The 16,566-nt window shown below is 35.7% G+C and carries 15 protein-coding genes; 8 read left to right on the top strand and 7 right to left on the bottom strand.

Translation table 11 applies throughout. The features are described from left to right. Positions 1-47: 47 nt before the first annotated feature. A complete protein-coding gene (lysS, locus tag SKM54_RS01360; RefSeq protein ID WP_321090904.1) occupies positions 48-1,577 on the bottom strand; it encodes a lysine--tRNA ligase in 1,530 nt (509 codons plus the stop codon). Between the two features lie 328 nt (positions 1,578-1,905). On the opposite strand from lysS, the gene SKM54_RS01355 reads away from it, so the two are divergent. Next, on the top strand, positions 1,906-2,403 hold the full coding sequence (locus SKM54_RS01355) for a YqiA/YcfP family alpha/beta fold hydrolase (RefSeq protein WP_321090905.1): 498 nt from the start codon (positions 1,906-1,908) through the stop codon (positions 2,401-2,403). Positions 2,404-2,472: 69 nt separating this feature from the next. Here SKM54_RS01355 and SKM54_RS01350 read toward each other — a convergent pair whose 3' ends face one another. Continuing rightward, positions 2,473-3,015, bottom strand: coding sequence for an adenine phosphoribosyltransferase (locus tag SKM54_RS01350; RefSeq protein WP_154773027.1), 543 nt, complete (start codon positions 3,013-3,015; stop codon positions 2,473-2,475). A 494-nt stretch (positions 3,016-3,509) separates the two neighbouring features. Here SKM54_RS01350 and rubA point away from each other — a divergent pair, with 494 nt between their 5' ends. The 4 genes from rubA (at position 3,510) to oxyR (ending at position 6,825) form a co-directional block, all read left to right on the top strand. Beyond that, on the top strand, positions 3,510-3,674 hold the full coding sequence (gene rubA, locus SKM54_RS01345) for a rubredoxin RubA (RefSeq protein ID WP_321088071.1): 165 nt from the start codon (positions 3,510-3,512) through the stop codon (positions 3,672-3,674). A gap of 66 nt (positions 3,675-3,740) precedes the next feature. Then, entirely contained in the window at positions 3,741-4,919 is a 1,179-nt protein-coding gene (locus SKM54_RS01340; protein ID WP_321090906.1) for an NAD(P)/FAD-dependent oxidoreductase, read from the top strand. Between the two features lie 49 nt (positions 4,920-4,968). Beyond that, a complete protein-coding gene (locus tag SKM54_RS01335) occupies positions 4,969-5,913 on the top strand; it encodes an alpha/beta fold hydrolase (RefSeq protein WP_321090907.1) in 945 nt (314 codons plus the stop codon). A gap of 6 nt (positions 5,914-5,919) precedes the next feature. Further along, positions 5,920-6,825: a LysR family transcriptional regulator OxyR gene (oxyR, locus tag SKM54_RS01330; RefSeq protein ID WP_154773031.1), complete on the top strand. Its 906-nt coding sequence runs from the start codon at positions 5,920-5,922 to the stop codon at positions 6,823-6,825. Positions 6,826-6,888: 63 nt separating this feature from the next. Here oxyR and ppk1 read toward each other — a convergent pair whose 3' ends face one another. After that, on the bottom strand, positions 6,889-8,970 hold the full coding sequence (gene ppk1, locus SKM54_RS01325; protein ID WP_321090908.1) for a polyphosphate kinase 1: 2,082 nt from the start codon (positions 8,968-8,970) through the stop codon (positions 6,889-6,891). Between the two features lie 121 nt (positions 8,971-9,091). Then, complete coding sequence (gene mtgA, locus SKM54_RS01320; RefSeq protein WP_171501297.1) at positions 9,092-9,766, bottom strand: monofunctional biosynthetic peptidoglycan transglycosylase; 675 nt, start codon at positions 9,764-9,766, stop codon at positions 9,092-9,094. A 109-nt stretch (positions 9,767-9,875) separates the two neighbouring features. Here mtgA and SKM54_RS01315 point away from each other — a divergent pair, with 109 nt between their 5' ends. Next, a complete protein-coding gene (locus SKM54_RS01315) occupies positions 9,876-10,682 on the top strand; it encodes a rhomboid family intramembrane serine protease (protein ID WP_321090909.1) in 807 nt (268 codons plus the stop codon). A 37-nt stretch (positions 10,683-10,719) separates the two neighbouring features. On the opposite strand, the gene SKM54_RS01310 is transcribed toward SKM54_RS01315, so the two are convergent. Together SKM54_RS01310 and SKM54_RS01305 are read right to left on the bottom strand one after the other, a co-directional pair. Beyond that, on the bottom strand, positions 10,720-13,203 hold the full coding sequence (locus tag SKM54_RS01310; RefSeq protein ID WP_321093703.1) for an ABC transporter permease: 2,484 nt from the start codon (positions 13,201-13,203) through the stop codon (positions 10,720-10,722). A 2-nt stretch (positions 13,204-13,205) separates the two neighbouring features. Further along, positions 13,206-13,931: an ABC transporter ATP-binding protein gene (locus tag SKM54_RS01305; protein WP_248101777.1), complete on the bottom strand. Its 726-nt coding sequence runs from the start codon at positions 13,929-13,931 to the stop codon at positions 13,206-13,208. A gap of 11 nt (positions 13,932-13,942) precedes the next feature. Here SKM54_RS01305 and SKM54_RS01300 point away from each other — a divergent pair, with 11 nt between their 5' ends. Beyond that, complete coding sequence (locus SKM54_RS01300; protein ID WP_248101780.1) at positions 13,943-14,572, top strand: arylesterase; 630 nt, start codon at positions 13,943-13,945, stop codon at positions 14,570-14,572. Between the two features lie 34 nt (positions 14,573-14,606). Here the strand turns inward: SKM54_RS01300 and SKM54_RS01295 are convergent, their stop codons facing one another. Next, a complete protein-coding gene (locus tag SKM54_RS01295; RefSeq protein ID WP_154773037.1) occupies positions 14,607-15,221 on the bottom strand; it encodes a carbonic anhydrase in 615 nt (204 codons plus the stop codon). A gap of 308 nt (positions 15,222-15,529) precedes the next feature. Between SKM54_RS01295 and SKM54_RS01290 the strand changes: the two genes are divergently transcribed. Continuing rightward, positions 15,530-16,564 carry an alpha/beta fold hydrolase gene (locus tag SKM54_RS01290; protein WP_321090911.1) on the top strand — a complete coding sequence of 345 codons (1,035 nt, stop codon included), beginning with the start codon at positions 15,530-15,532 and terminating at the stop codon, positions 16,562-16,564. The last annotated feature ends 2 nt before the right edge of the window (positions 16,565-16,566 follow it).

Raw genomic sequence — 16,566 nt, 5'->3', positions numbered from 1 at the left:
TTAAAGTACAAAAAACCCGCATTAAGCGGGTTTTTTAGTTTCACAACTTATGCATTTTTATGACGCATATGAGGGAATAAAATTACATCACGGATACTTGGCGCATTTGCAAATAACATGACCAAACGGTCAATACCAATACCCTGACCTGCTGTAGGCGGTAAACCATATTCTAATGCTTCAACGAAGTCTGCATCGTAATGCATTGCTTCATCATCACCCGCTTCTTTTTCGTCAACTTGCGCTTGGAAACGTTCTGCTTGGTCAATTGGGTCATTTAACTCAGAGAAACCATTTGCAAGTTCACGACCACCAATGAAAAATTCAAAACGGTCTGTAATATGCGGATTGTCATCATTACGACGTGCCAATGGAGAAGTTTCCGCTGGGTATTCTGTAATAAACGTAGGCTGACGAAGTTTAGTTTCAACCGTTTCTTCAAATACGATTGTTTGAAGCTTGCCTAAACCAAAACCTGGCTTCACTTGTTCTTTCAATGTTTCTTTCACGAAGTTCGCAAGGAATTCACGATCACCCACATTTTCAGGGGTAAATTCTGGGTTATGTTCAAGAATTGCATCAAACATTGAGATTTTCTTGAATGGACCTTTAAAGCTATACACTTCTTCGCCATAAGGAACATCTGTAGAACCCAAAATGTCGACTGCTAACTTCTCAAGCATTTTTTCAGTCAATTCCATCAAGTCTTTGTAATCTGCATAAGCTTGATAGAATTCAATCATTGTGAATTCTGGGTTATGACGTGTAGACACACCTTCGTTACGGAAGTTACGGTTAATTTCAAACACACGCTCAAAACCACCAACAACTAAACGTTTCAAGTAAAGTTCAGGCGCAATACGCAAGAATAATGGCATATCTAATGCATTATGATGCGTTTCAAATGGACGCGCAGAAGCACCACCCGGAATAACATGCATCATTGGTGTTTCAACTTCCATGAAACGTTGTTCAGTTAAGAACGCACGAATACCAGAAACTACTTTTGCACGAATTTCAAAAGTTTTACGTGTTTCTTCGTTTACGATTAAATCTAGGTAACGTTTACGATACTTCACTTCTGTATCTGTTAAACCATGGAATTTATCTGGAAGTGGACGTAATGATTTTGTTAATAATTCAAAATGTTCAATATGTACGTAAAGATCGCCTTTACCAGAACGACCTACATAACCTTTAACTGCAATAATATCGCCAAGGTCTAAACCTTTAATTGTTTCCAACACTTCAGGCGCAAGTTCTTTACGTGCAACATATAACTGAATACGACCAGTCATGTCTTGAATTACCATGAATGAACCACGGTTAAGCATTACACGACCAGCGACAGATACATAAACCTTTTCACCTGCTTCAATATCTTCTTTAGATACATTTGCAAATTGATCTTGTAAGTCTTGTGCGTAATGTTCACGTTTAAACGTATTTGGCCAAGGGCTAACACCCGTTTCTTTTGCTTGTTCTTGGATTTGCTTTAACTTGGCATGACGCTGTGCAATTAAATCGTTTTCGGAAATAGTTTGTTCAGAAGTCGATTGAGCGTTATTTTGCGTCATCTCTGCCTCGTAATTTAGATAAGAAATAGAAGTGGCATAGAATAGCAGATTTAGAGCATAATGCGCAGAGAGAAATACTGTTCATGTATAAAAATCTACGATGTAATACAAAATTATAAGAATTAACGCTATTTTTTATATTTTTAAAATAGTTAAAGCCTTTTCTTTTAACACAATAACATTGTTTAAAACTTAGACTAAAGCCTTAAAACCACTCAAAAAATAGACCAAAATCTAAGATGCACATTATCTTATTTAAATTAAAATTAGACTTAACCATTTGTTGAAAAATCACGTTTTAACATTTTTACTTTGTGAATAAATAATAATGACGACTTACACTTCAACAGTTTTGTTTTTTCATGGTTTGGACTCTTCAAGAGATTCAACAAAATTTCACGCGATTGATGCGCCTAAAAAATATTGTATTAACGTTGATTATCGAAATTTAAACTTTGAAACAGTCGCTCAGTTTTATCACGATATTATTGAGAAAATTAATCCACACATTATTGTGGGTCATAGCTTAGGTGGGTATTGGGCTTTATTAATGTCCTTTAAACATCAAATTCCATGCGTTATTGCTAACCCTAATTTAACACCGAATTTCCGTGACGACTATCCTCCTATTTCTGATAAAATTTTAGATCATGACATTCAGCAAATGGCATATTTAGAATTAGGTGATGAAATTTTAGATATGCACGGGACAAAAGAATTTTTAGAAAATTATATGCAAATTCAAAGCATTGAAGGCGGACATCACCGCTTAGAACATCCTGAAAGAATTAATGATTTAATTTTAGAAATAGAAAAGTCTTTTTAAGCAAATTTATTGCAATATTCAAAATAAAAAAGCCACAATTTATGTGGCTTTTTTAGTATCTAATAAAGCTTATGCAGCTACAGATTCAGGCTTAGATTTATCATCTAAAACAGTCCAAATATCTAAACCCAAATCAGCATGTAAATCTGGTAAGTCTAGGAAAATACTTGCACCAAGAACATTGTGATTACATTTTTCAGCAAGTTGTTTTACTGCTTTTAAAGTACCGCCAGTTGCAAGCACGTCATCTACAATAATAACTTTTTGGCTTTCAATTTCAGCCGACATTTCTAAACGGTCTAAACCGTATTCTAGGCTGTAACCCACACCAACAACAGGAGGTGGCAACTTACCTGCTTTACGAACCAAAATAAGCCCTTTGCCTGTACGCTGTGCAAGTAAGCTTGCTAAAACAAAGCCGCGCGCTTCTACAGCAATAAAGCTTTCAACTTCTTCAAGTTGTTTTGCAGGAATACTCGCAATAAGTGCATCAGTCAAAAGACCAATGTTATTCATAAATAATGGTGTTAGATCGTAGAAGCAGATACCTGGTTTTGGGAAATCTTGAACCGTACGAATGTGTGACCACAGAACTGTAGACTGATTACTCATGGGAGAAATTTAATAAATAGGAGAATAGTTGAATTTTACAGCTTATTTTTAGCAAGGGCTAGCAAATCAGGCTTGTATTAAAAATAATCAAACGAACCTTAAAACACTAAGTATTTGTATTTATTGCTTTATTTTTTATCTAAATATCAAATATAGATTCATCTAATTATAAAATACAGAATTAAATGGAAAAAGTCTGTTCAACTTAAGTCTAAACAACCTACTTTTATCTTTCTAGCATCATCAAATATTTATTCAGTTTAATTGTTCATTTGTTCTTTAAATTTCAACATTCCAATGATTTATGACAAGTTTTGTTCATTAATTACATACATTTTTGAAAATGCCCAATTAAAGAAAGATATTTACTTTACTTTCCCTATGTAACTGCGTAAAAATTTACGTATATATGTACGCTGATCGTCATATAAAAAGTATCTTGCCTTTTATAAGGATTTTCACTGATCTCGTTTTGATCGGTATTGGAGAGTCAAATGAAAAAATATCAATGCATCGTATGTGGATGGATTTATGACGAAGCAGAAGGTTGCCCTGAAGATGGCATCGTTGCAGGTACAAAATGGGAAGATATTCCAGATGACTGGACTTGCCCTGACTGTGGCGTTTCTAAAGTAGATTTTGAGATGATTGAAATCTAAGTATTTGCACGAAAGACCATCATCTGGTCTTTTTTATGCACTATTCATTTTAACGTGGAGATTGTTATGCATCCTATCGTCATCATTGGTTCAGGTATGGCGGGTTATACCGTAGCTCGTGAGTTCCGTAAATTAAATACAGAACAAGAACTTGTTATGATTTGTGCCGATGACGCAGTAAATTATGCAAAACCAACGCTTTCAAACGCATTAGTAGGCAACAAAGCACCAGAGCAAATTGCTTTAGGCGATGCAGAAAAAATGAGTGCTCAACTCAATATGCGCATTGAAAAAAATACGTGGGTGAAAAGCATAGATGCAGAAAATCACCTTTTAAGTTTAGAAAAAGATGGTGTTGAAACTACACTAACTTATGCAAAACTTGTTTTAGCAATTGGTGCAAATCCTATTCGCTTGGCTATTTCAGGCGATGCAAGTGATGATATTCATGTTGTAAATAACTTAAGTAACTACACCGCTTTTCGTAAGCAAATTGACCTCAATCACGATAAACGTGTCGTAATTTTAGGTGCAGGTTTAATTGGTTGTGAATTTGCCAATGACTTACAAAACACAGGTCATAAAGTTACTGTTATCGACTTAGCAACACAGCCACTTTGCCGTTTATTGCCTGCACATGTTGCATCTGCATTTAAACAAGGTTTAGAAGATACTGGCGTTCACTTTGTACTTGGTACAACAGTTGAAAAAATCTCTAAAGCAGAGAACAACAGCTATGTTGTGACTTTAGCTAATGGACAATCTTTTATTGCAGATGCCGTTCTTTCTGCAATTGGCCTACAACCGAATACAGCACTTGCAAAAGCAACAAATATTGCAACAGCTCGTGGCGTACTAACAAATAGCTCACTTGAAACAAATCAAGCAGATATTTTTGCCGTAGGTGACTGTGCTGAAGTAAACGGTACTTTACTTCCTTTTGTCATGCCAATTATGCAACAAGCACGTGCGCTTGCCAAAACGCTCAATGGCATACAAACAACAGTTCATTACCCTGCAATGCCTGTAGCTGTTAAAACACCTGCTGCGCCACTTACAGTTTTAGCTGTTCCAAATGACCTAGAGGTAACTTGGCAAACTGAAGAACTAGATGATGGTATGATTGCAAAAGCTTTCGATTCATCTGAAACTTTACGTGGCTTTGTATTATTAGGTGCGACAGCGGCAAAACAACGTTTAACATTAACTAAACTTGTTCCCGACTTGATTCCCGCATCTGTTTAAGGTTTAAATGACAAGGATGCCTAAAAGCATCCTTGTTAGGAAAATAAAAATGAATAGTGCCCTTAAATTTCAGGACTCCCCTTACACCTCTTTTATGTCAGAAACTAAAGTGACTTTAGCGAATGGCATAGAACTTCATGTAGAAGTAGGCGGTAAAAAAGATGATCCTGCCATTTTGCTCATTATGGGCTTAGGTGCACAATTACTATTTTGGCCTGATTTTTTTTGTAAAACACTTATTGATCAAGGCTTTCGTGTGATACGTTATGATAATCGAGATATAGGATTATCTAGTAAAATACGAAACAAAGGACCAAAACTAAATACCATAAAAATGATGGGTCGCTTTTCTGTTGGCTTACAAAATCAGGGAGCGCCTTATAGCCTATATGATATGGCTGAAGATGCTGCCTTGTTAATTGATCAACTTGGTCTAGAAAAAGCTCATGTGATTGGCGCTTCTATGGGCGGTATGATTGCACAAATTCTTGCATCAAATTATCCAGAAAAAGTACAAAGTCTTGGCTTACTCTTTACCAGTAATAATAAACCTTTTTTACCTTTACCTTACCCAAAACAACTTTTAAGTTTAATTGCCAAGCCAGAATCAGCAGATGAAAATGGTATTATTGATCATAGTATTCATGTGCTCAAAACCATTGGATCTCCGGGCTTTGTCAATCAACTGGAAGTCATTCAAACAGCGAAGAAACTATATCGTCGAAGTTATTACCCAACGGGTGTACTTCAACAGTTTTTAGCAATATTATGTACAGGATCATTGTTACATTTAAATAAACAGATTCAAAAGCCAACCCTTGTTGTTCATGGCTCTTGCGATCGCTTATTGCCTCCTGGGCATGGTAAAGCTGTTGCAAAAGCAATACCAGGTGCTAAGTTTGAATTAATTGAAGGAATGGGGCATGATGTCCCTCCGCACTTTATTCCTTATCTTAGCGGACTATTTGTACATCACTTTAAATCGAAAAATTAGGACACTATGGCTGCATTACCATCCCTAAGACAGCTGTCATATCTAGTTACACTGTCTGAAACGCTGCACTTCACAGAAGCCGCACGCCGCTCATTTGTAACCCAATCGACTTTGTCGGGCGGTATCATGGAGTTAGAGCGATTATTGGGTGGCGTACTCGTTGAACGTGATCGCCAAAACGTACGCTTAACTCCTTTGGGTGAACAAGTTGTTGCACGAGCTCGTGTTCTATTGGCCGATGCTCAAGATTTAATGCGTTTAAGTCGTGAAATGAGTGAACCACTTACTGGTGATTTACATCTTGGCGTTATTCCAACAATTGCACCATTTATTTTGGCGCAACTGTTAGATGAAGTGCATAAGCAACTGCCTAAAATTCAATTACATTTCCACGAAGCTCAAAGTGAAAAAATTGTAGAAAAGTTAGAATATGGCAATCTAGATATGGTTGTTCTTGCTCTTCCTTTCGATACTCGTAGCTTAAAAGTTTCTGAAATTACACGTGAAAATTTATGTTTGGTTTATCATAAATCTGACCAAAACGCGGCAAATGCGAAAACGCTAGATCAGCTTGATCTATCTCGCTTAATGTTGCTTGAAGAAGGTCATTGTTTACGTGATCATGCATTAAGCGCTTGCCCAATTGGCGAACGTAAAAATGATCATCGTTTAAAAGCAAGCTCTCTTCCTACGCTTGTAGAAATGATTTCTGCGAACCTTGGCTTTACTTTACTTCCTGAAATTGCCATTCACACCAATATGGTGAAAGCAAATCCAGATTTAATAGTGAAATCAATTGATGCTGCACCTAGCCGTACATTGGCTTTGGTTACACGTAAAAGCACACCACTTCAAAGTGAATTTGATGTTCTTTTACAAATTCTGCAAAAAATCACACAAAACTTGCAGTAATTTATTTAGCTTATTAAAAAAAGGAGTCATATTGACTCCTTTTTTTATTTTACACTTTAAAGATTATTTAATCTCAGCAAGTAATAAACGCTGTGAATTGTGTAATTCCTTACCTGCTTCAACGCTCGCACGTAACCAAGCTCCATCACTTTGCAGTAACCAAGCTTGTTGATTATCTTTTAAATACGTCAGTAAACCTTGTTGATAAATACGTTTTTTCAATGCTGGATCTACAATTGGGAAACACGCTTCAACACGATTAAATAAGTTACGATCCATCCAATCTGCACTTGAACAATAAATACGTGCATCACCATTATTACTGAAATAATAAACACGTGTATGTTCTAAGAAACGCCCCACAATTGAACGCACACGAATATTCTCAGACAAACCTGGTAAACCAGGACGCAAGCAACAAATTGAACGAATAATCAGATCAATTTGCACACCTGCTTGAGAAGCTTCGTACAATTTATTGATAAGCTGAACTTCAGTTAAAGCATTCACTTTGACAATAATTTGCGCAGGTTTTCCTGCTTTTGCATTGGCAATTTCATCATCAATGAAATTGAGCAATTGAGCATGAAGCGTAAATGGCGCATGTAAAAGCTTTTTCAGCTTCGCCATTTTGCCCATTCCTGTTAATTCTTGGAATACACGATGTACATCCTCACACAGCTCTTTATCTGTTGTAAGTAAGCCGTAGTCTGTATAAATACGAGCATTTCCTGCGTGATAATTTCCTGTGCCTAAATGCACATAGCGCACAAGTTTATTGTTTTCACGGCGTATAACCAAAATCATTTTGGCATGTGTTTTATAGCCCACAATGCCATATACAACAACAGCGCCCGCTTCTTGCAATACATTAGCTACTTCAATATTTGATTCTTCATCAAAACGTGCACGAAGCTCAATAACGGCTGTAACTTCTTTACCATTGCGTGCTGCTTCTGCAAGCACCTGAACAATTTCAGAGTCTGGACCACTACGGTATAAGGTTTGCTTAATTGCTAAAACCTGTGGATCACGTGCAGCTTCACGTAATAAGTTAATAACAGGAGCAAAAGATTCAAATGGATGATGAAGCAAAATATCTTGCTTTTGCATTGCACTAAAAATGTTTTCAGATTTTTTTAGTACTTTAGGAATAATTGGCGTGTGTGAATCGTAACGTAAATGTGGACGCTTAAAGTTTGTAAGCAAGCGTGCAAGATTTACAGGTCCATGTACTTTATAAAGTTGAGATTCGTGTAAATCAAATTCATCTAATAAATATTCATAAATATTTTTTGGGCAGTTTTGCGTCACTTCTAAACGAACTGCACGACCAAAACGACGTGAATTTAACTCACCTTTTAAAGCTTTTGCTAAATCTTCAACATCTTCATTTAATGCTAAATCTGCATTACGTGTTACGCGGAATTGGTAACAACCCGTTGCTGTCATACCTGGGAACAAGTCTGAAACATGTTCATGGATAATTGCAGACAGCATAACATGATGCTCTTTACCATCTGTTAATTCATCTGGTAAGCGTACAACGCGTGGCAATGAGCGTGGTGCAGGAACAACGGCTAAATCGATTTGACGACCAAATGCGTCTTTACCTTCCAAAGTAACAATAAAATTAAGTGACTTGTTCACTAACCGTGGAAATGGATGTGCAGGGTCTAAGCTAATTGGCGTTAATACAGGAGCAACTTGTTCTTGGAAGTATTTTTTAACCCATGCAGATTGTGCAGGTGTTAATTCGCCACGGCGTAAGAAGCAAATATCTTCTTCACGTAATTTAGGCAAAATTTCTTCATTTAAAATACGATATTGACGTTCAATCGCTTCATGCGTCGTTTTAGAAATTTTTTCTAAAACCTGCTTAGGCGTTAAACCATCTGGGCTATGACTTTCATTACCTAAATCAAGTTCTTCCATCATTCCCGCAACACGAATTTCAAAAAATTCATCTAAATTGCGAGAAAAAATAAGCAAGAAATTCATACGTTCAAGCAATGGATGAAGTGGATCTACTGCTTGCTCCAATACACGTAAATGAAAATCTAAAATTGATAATTCACGGTTAATATAACGGTCGTTATATGCGTATTCAATTTGTGTTGGAGTTTCATTAACAGCTGTATTCATAAATCACCATCATTTTTTTAAGTATGCCCATACCTATAAGTATGCTTCAAAATTGTGACAATTTCATAAAAAAAGCCCAATTAATGTGGACTTTTTATTAACTGCTTATAACATGTGCACCTTATGGAATTTGACTATAGTGCATATACTTTTGAATCATACGCTTACGATATTTCAACTTGCTGTCGTGCCGTCTATCTTGAAAATACTTAGGATTAGGTAAAATCGCTGCCAAGAAAATGGCTTGCTCACGGCTTAAGCTTTTTGAGGATTTTCCAAAATAATATTGTGTTGCAGCTTCAATTCCGTAAATATTTTCACCAAATTCCACGGAGTTTAAATACACTTCTAAAATACGTTCTTTCGACCACATTCGCTCCATCATCCAAGTAATAACGGCTTCTTGCCCTTTTCGAATGAAAGATCGTTTGTTATATAAAAATAGATTTTTTGCCAATTGCTGTGAAATAGTTGAACCGCCTGCAACTAGTTTTCCTTTGTCTTTATTGCGCTCTAAAGCAACTCGCATTCCATCCCAGTCAAAACCATTATGGCTCATGAATTTACCATCTTCTGCAGCAACAACAGCATGCTTTAAATAGTCGCTAATTTGGTCATAATCACGCCATTCATGTTTAATCGGCGTCGACATATCAGAAAAATAATCTATACGCATAAACATTGTTGTATTTACAGGATTCGTACGCCACCAAGCCAGACTTGCAAAAATCCATAATTGGATAATGAGTACAAGGCTAATCAGTAGCATCAATATACGCAGAATAAAGGCTTTCACTTTAGAGTCGTACCCCTGTCGAATTTTTTCGTGTTATCTTAGAACTTATAAGCTTTTCTAAAAAGCTTATTTTCATTGTTATCATAATTAATCATATCTCAAAAATCATATGTCCAATCAAAATCCACCAATTATTCACACAAAAGTTGAAATCCATCTGTGGTGGCTTACTGCCGTCATTATTGCCATTAATGTTGCTTTGTTTTCATGGCAAGTGATTACAGGTATGGATGTTTCAAATCCAAGTTCTGCTGATGCAATTCGGTGGGGTGCAGATTATGCACCATTAACTTTTTTAGCAGAACCATTTCGTTTATTTAGTAGTATGTTTTTCCACTTTGGGCTAATTCACCTCATGCTCAATATGTGGGCTTTATATATTTTTGGCAGTGTGGTTGAGCAGCTTTTTGGGCGTTGGTATTTTTTAGGATTGTACATTTTAGCAGGGCTTTCAGGCAGTTTATTAAGTGGATATATCTCTATTCAAGACAGCTATACCCTACTTAGTTCTAATGCAATGATTCCTGAACTACTGCCTCGTGTAGGCGCTGGTGCTTCAGGTGCTGTAATGGGCTTAGGTGCATCTTTAACGCTTTTAGCAATATTACCGCCATTAGCACGTCAAAAATTTATTCTAGATAAAAAGACCCTCATTATTGTGATGGCAATTAACTTAAGTATGGGCTTTATGATTTCAGGTATTAATAATGCCGCTCATATTGGTGGAATGTTGATGGGCTTATTGCTTACTTCTATTTGGTACTTTGGACAGAAATTTAATAAAAGTAAGCTATTCACATGGTTTGGCATTGTTCTAGGTAGCGTTCTTTGTTATTTCAGCTACCAATACTGCTTAGCTCAAGTAGAATACATTTCACCACTTTGGCAAGCATTACTTGAGCATTTAACGAATTAAATGCTCCAAGCTAAAACATAAAATGAAGATGAATCTCTTATTGATTCATCTCTCTTAAACTTTGTAATGGTGGAATTTCAGATAAATAACTTAATCTGTAACGTCCGATCAGCGCACAAAGCAACGTCATACTTAAAGGTAAAATCAACCAAATTTCCCAATGCATTTGCATCATTAAATCCATTTTATAACTAGCAATTGCACTAATTACTTCAGCAAATAAACACGCAACAATACCTGCAACCAAGCCCATAAATCCAATTTCAAAGGTCATCATTTGCTTAAGTTTTTGCTTAGAACCACCAAAAGAACGTAATAATGCAACTTCACGTTTTCGTTCTTCCATCAGTAAGTTCAAACATGCAATCAACACTAAAATTCCCGAAACACTCACCAATATCGCAAGTAAACTTATAATTTGAACCAACACGCTCACAATGCGTTTTACTTCATCCAATATAAGGCTGATATCAATAAACACCGTATTGGAAAATTGCTGAATTGTTTCAATTAATTTGGGCTTATCTTGCTCAGGAACATAGAAACTTCCTAAATAACTTCCTGCATTTTCATCCATAGTTTGTGGTGAAAATATAAAGAAAAAATTAGGACTAAAACTTTCCCACTCAACGGTTCGTAGGTTAATCACCTTGGCTTCTAATAAGCCATCAGGCAAGCTAAATGTGAGTTTATCGCCAATATGAATACCTAACTCTTTTGCGGTTTTAGCTTCTACAGAAACTTCATTTTTAGCCGTAAATTTTGCACTTCCCTCTACAATTATATTGTCTGTAGGGTATTGCTCTGATTGCGTTAAATTAAGTTCACGGCGCAAAGAGTTGTTTTGCTTAACTAATTCTTGAGCAAAAGGTTGATCATTTTTAGCAACTAATCTGCCACGAATATTTGGATATAAAGGCGTACTTTTCCATTGATTTTCATCTAACTGTTTTTTTAGTTCAGGCATATCAAATGGTGGTAAACCATATACAAATTGGTTGGGTGTTCCTTCTGGCAATTGTTGCTGCCAACGATCTAACAAATCTGTTCTTAACACAGCTAAAACTGTAATTAAACTTAACCCTAAAGCTAAAGCAGTAATTTGAAATGCAGATTGATATGGTACACGCACATAAGCCGAAACTTTCCATTTCAAGCTTTGAATAAATTTAAGAACCGCCCAAATACATGCATATAAAACAGCGCACAATACAATAATTGCGCCAATTACCCACAGCGTTAATACTAAATTTTCAGTTAAAACTACGCTAAAAATAACTAAACCTAATGTGCCTGTGAGTAACATCCAAAGCATAGATTTCACAGATTTTTCTTGTTGACGAATCACACGAATAGGCGGTGTATTTAATAATTGCATAAGACTAGGAACAACAAATCCTAAAAGTACAACTGCACTTGTCAGCATAGCTATTGGTAAAGGTCCTAACAACATATCAAGTGCTGAAAATTGCAATTCAATATGTGGGATAAGCTGTAGCATAAGCTGTAATAAAACATAGCCAAGTGCCAACCCAACAACGCATCCAACCACAATAGAAATAGCCAAAACAACAGCAAGCAAACTTAAATACGCAGTTAAAATTTGTTTTTTTGTGGAGCCAATACAACGAAGTAAAGCAATATGATATTGATTTTGCTGCACATAACGCTGACTTGTAAGCGCAATTGCAATACCACACAATAAAATTGTTAAAATATTAGCAAGTTGTAAGAAGGTATCTAAATTTGCAATTGGTTTCATCAAGCGAGTATTACCTTCACTTGCATTACAGAGCCTTAAACTATTTTGCTCATCCGCATTTGCATTATCGGCAGTTGTGTCATTTTTATTTGGCTTTACAATTGCTTTAAAAGTTTGCTCAAACTTTTTAGTATTTTTTGCATCGCCAGAAAGTAACAAGCGATGCTCAATTCGACTTCCTGTTTGAATGGCATTGGTTTTTGCTATATCTGCTTGTGAAATAATGACAGTTGGCGAAAATGCAGAAAAACCAAGCTCTTGATTCGAATCATGTTCAATTTCAGCACCCACTTTAAATTGCCCATCTGCAATATTAAGTGTGTCTCCACCTTTTACTTTCAGTAAATCCATTGCTCGTGAACTTAGCCAAACCTCACCTGACTTTATTTTCTCAGATGCATTTTCTTTGACTTTTAACTCACCACGTAAAGGAAAGGCATCATCTATTGCCTTTACATTCACCATCACAAATTGATCATTGGTAAATGCCATAGAACCAAAAACTGTCGCATTAGACTGCTGTAAATTCAGTTTTTTCGCTTCTTCACGCCATTTATTTTCTATAGGATAATTATCGGTAATGACCAAATCTGCTGCGAGCATTTCGGCCGCCTGTAAAGCAACAGCATCTTGAATTTGTTCATTACTAAACTTTAAAGCTGTAGTTGCGCTTATTGCTAAAATTAAAGCAATAATAAGCAGATAGATTCCTGAACTTTTAAAACTTTGAATAAATAAAGGTCGAAAAAGAGCATTCATTTTTATGCTTCCTGAGTTCGATCTACAAGCTGACCATTCAATAATTCATAATGTTTTTGGCATTGTTCTGCAAGCTGAACATCATGTGTAACCAAAACCAAAGTTGTTCCAATTTCTTTATTTAATTCAAAAAGTAATTGTTCAATTTCTTTTGCAGTTTCACCATCTAAATTGCCTGTTGGCTCATCTGCAAAAATAATTTTTGGATCACTAATTAATGCTCGAGCAATTGCAACACGCTGCTGTTCACCACCCGATAAAACTTTAGGTGTTTGTGTTGCTTGACGCTCTAAGCCTACTCTTTTTAATAGTGCTAATGCTTTGTTTTCAGCGTGACTATAGTTAAAGTCAGGTTTTAATCTTAAAGGTAACATCACATTTTCAAGCGCTGTTAAATGAGGTAATAGCTGAAAAGATTGAAAAACAAAACCAATATTTTTTAAACGAACTAAAGCACGTTGCTCTTCATTTAAGGTCTGAATTTGCTCACCACATACAATAAGCTGACCTGAACTTGCCTGATCCAAAGTAGCTAAAATACCCAATAGTGTTGACTTACCAGAACCTGAACGCCCTGTAATTGCAACTTGCTCACCTTGTTTTATTTCTAAATTAAGATTTTCAAAAATACTTAACTCTTTATGTGCAAGTTGTATCTTCTGACTCAATTGTTGTGCAGAAATAATTGCTTGTGGCATGATGGAATTATTCTTGGTGAAATCGGTCATATTGTCCCTGTATGCAAAGTCGCAATTCTAAAAATCGTGTATTGGCGTATATCTGTTTGGTGTGCTTCAGCATCTTGCCCATGTATGTTTCAGCAAAAACGATTATGATCGTTGGAGATAGTTTGAGTGCTGGTTATGGTGTTCAAGTTGAACAAGGCTGGGTTAATTTACTCAAAAAACGTCTTGAGCAACAATATCCCAAAAAACATAAAGTGGTCAATGCAAGTGTTAGCGGTGAAACAACTAGCGGTGCTTTAGCAAGATTACCTAAATTATTAACAACACATAAACCCAATATTGTTGTAATTGAACTGGGTGGAAATGATGGTTTACGTGGACAACCACCGCAGCTCATTCAAAAGAATTTGGCACAACTTGTAAACTTAAGCCAAAAATCGAATGCCAAAGTCATTTTATTTGGAATGAAAATTCCACCAAATTATGGCTCTGCATATCAACAAGCATTTGAAAATTCTTATAAAGTTGTAAGTAATCAATATAAAATTAAATTAATGCCTTTCTTTTTAAAAGATGTTGCAGGTAATAAAAGCTTAATGCAAAAAGACCAAATTCATCCGAATGCTAAAGCACAACCTATTTTATTAAACAATGCATACCCATATATAAAAGGCGCCTTATAAAGCGCCTTTTATTATTACTATTTATTTATAATTTTTAGAAATCGTAGAAAGTTACTTCTCCCGTTTCTAATGAGTATTCTGCGCCTACAACTTTTAACTTGCCTTGACCAATTAAATTCTCAAGTACGGCAGAACCATGACGAAGTTGATTTACGGAAGCAAATACATTTGAACGAACGGCATGTTGTGAAAGTTTTTCTAAATCATCTTTCAATTCGGTCTGCATTAAAATTTCAACGGATGGACGAACACGATTTACAATCGACATTAAGTTTGCAGAAGATGATTGTTCTGGATTCATAAGTACATCAATTGTTGAATGAATCGCACCACAATGTGTATGACCTAAAACCACAACAATTGGACAACCAAAACTATCTGCTGCAAATTCAACGCTACCCACTTGAGATGGCGCTACGATATTACCAGCAACACGAATAACAAATAGATCCCCCAACCCCTGATCAAACACCATTTCTGCGGGTACACGAGAGTCAGAACAACCTAAAATAATTGCGAATGGCTCTTGATTTCCTGCCATTTCTGCACGTTCTTGATGTGTCAAAAGCTTAGGATGACTCGTTTCACCTTGAACGAAACGCAAATTTCCTTTTTTTAAACGATCTAAAGCTTCTGCTGCTGTTAGCATTATTTCTACCACCGACCTTTTAAGTTGTCATAGTTTAATCTCATGTTTTTTGATTGTCACTTGCAAAAAATAATAGCTGCTTATTTTTTATAAGTTTGAATGAATAAATTAAAAGTGAACTTTACATGACACTTCTCACATTTTAATTTCAGCTTTAATTGAATCTTACAAAAACAAAGGATGACAGTCGGATTAAATTATTTATAATAGAATCAAATAGATTGAATAATTTTAATGCTGTTTTATAGGCAAAACATAAATCTAATATTTTAGTACATTTGTAAGAATGCAAAATTTGGGGCTCAAAAATGGAACAAATAAATATTCAATTCTTCAAATTAAGACATGCAGTTTGTATTAGTCTGGCTGTATTTTGTTCAAATTTTTCTTATGCAGACAAATTAAAAGATACAAAAAACAACGAAGCCAATATTTTACAAAATTATTTAAAACAAGAACGATCAAAAGCAGGACTTAAAACAAAAACGCTAAAAGTGGGTGATATTGTTTGGACATATAATGAAGGTGGTGATATTTCTAAGCCTACAGTTTTACTTATTCATGGTTTAGCAGGAACTCGGGATCACTGGAACCGTGTCGCACATTACTTAACACCGCACTACCATGTCATTGCTCCAGATTTACCTACAAATGGCGACACAACATTTCCCAAAAGTTTTGATATGTCTATTCCGAACATTACCTCAGAACTTAGAAACTTTGCACAAAGCATTCATATAGATAAAGACCTCCATATTGCAGGTCATTCACTAGGTGGTTCTGTTGCTACAGTTTATGCATCACAATATCCATTTGATACACAAAGCCTTTTTTTACTTAGTAGTGCAGGAATCTATAAACAGGCAAATACTCGTTATGCCAAAGATCCGAAAACGCTTAAAAATTTACTTGTTTATAAACAAGGTGATTTTGAACAAGTCATTCATAAATTAATGACCAAACCACCTAAAGTTCCTTCCGAGCTTAAAGAAGCACAAGAACAAATTTTAATTTCCAGATCAGCAAAAACAAATCAAGCAATTGACCAAATTGTTAAACTTAACCGAATTTACACGCCCGATACTTTTGCACAGCTAACACGTAATGTTGAAGCCCCTACTCTCATTATGTGGGGCAAGCAAGATCAAATTATTAATTATGAAGTTGCTAGCGAATTACATCAACTTTTAAAACGCTCAGAAAAACCAATTATTTTAAATAATGTCGGACATATGCCAATTATTGAAGCTGAAAAGCTAGTTGCTCAACATTATTTACCATTCCTTTCAAAGACACAGGACCTAAAGAATCCACTTGCTGATAAACTAATATCTTTCAACTAGGC

Source organism: Acinetobacter faecalis, assembly GCF_034187745.1.
Classification (GTDB): domain Bacteria; phylum Pseudomonadota; class Gammaproteobacteria; order Pseudomonadales; family Moraxellaceae; genus Acinetobacter; species Acinetobacter faecalis.
The sequence above is the reverse complement of the archived record's forward strand: the minus strand, read 5'-3'. Positions and strand labels throughout refer to the sequence as shown.

Coding starts and splice junctions, on each gene's coding strand:
- lysS (WP_321090904.1), bottom strand. CDS start 1,577: ATGACGCAAAATAACGCTCAATCGACTTCTGAACAAACTATTTCCGAA.
- SKM54_RS01355 (WP_321090905.1), top strand. CDS start 1,906: ATGACGACTTACACTTCAACAGTTTTGTTTTTTCATGGTTTGGACTCT.
- SKM54_RS01350 (WP_154773027.1), bottom strand. CDS start 3,015: ATGAGTAATCAGTCTACAGTTCTGTGGTCACACATTCGTACGGTTCAA.
- rubA (WP_321088071.1), top strand. CDS start 3,510: ATGAAAAAATATCAATGCATCGTATGTGGATGGATTTATGACGAAGCA.
- SKM54_RS01340 (WP_321090906.1), top strand. CDS start 3,741: ATGCATCCTATCGTCATCATTGGTTCAGGTATGGCGGGTTATACCGTA.
- SKM54_RS01335 (WP_321090907.1), top strand. CDS start 4,969: ATGAATAGTGCCCTTAAATTTCAGGACTCCCCTTACACCTCTTTTATG.
- oxyR (WP_154773031.1), top strand. CDS start 5,920: ATGGCTGCATTACCATCCCTAAGACAGCTGTCATATCTAGTTACACTG.
- ppk1 (WP_321090908.1), bottom strand. CDS start 8,970: ATGAATACAGCTGTTAATGAAACTCCAACACAAATTGAATACGCATAT.
- SKM54_RS01315 (WP_321090909.1), top strand. CDS start 9,876: ATGTCCAATCAAAATCCACCAATTATTCACACAAAAGTTGAAATCCAT.
- SKM54_RS01310 (WP_321093703.1), bottom strand. CDS start 13,203: ATGAATGCTCTTTTTCGACCTTTATTTATTCAAAGTTTTAAAAGTTCA.
- SKM54_RS01305 (WP_248101777.1), bottom strand. CDS start 13,931: ATGACCGATTTCACCAAGAATAATTCCATCATGCCACAAGCAATTATT.
- SKM54_RS01300 (WP_248101780.1), top strand. CDS start 13,943: ATGCAAAGTCGCAATTCTAAAAATCGTGTATTGGCGTATATCTGTTTG.
- SKM54_RS01295 (WP_154773037.1), bottom strand. CDS start 15,221: ATGCTAACAGCAGCAGAAGCTTTAGATCGTTTAAAAAAAGGAAATTTG.
- SKM54_RS01290 (WP_321090911.1), top strand. CDS start 15,530: ATGGAACAAATAAATATTCAATTCTTCAAATTAAGACATGCAGTTTGT.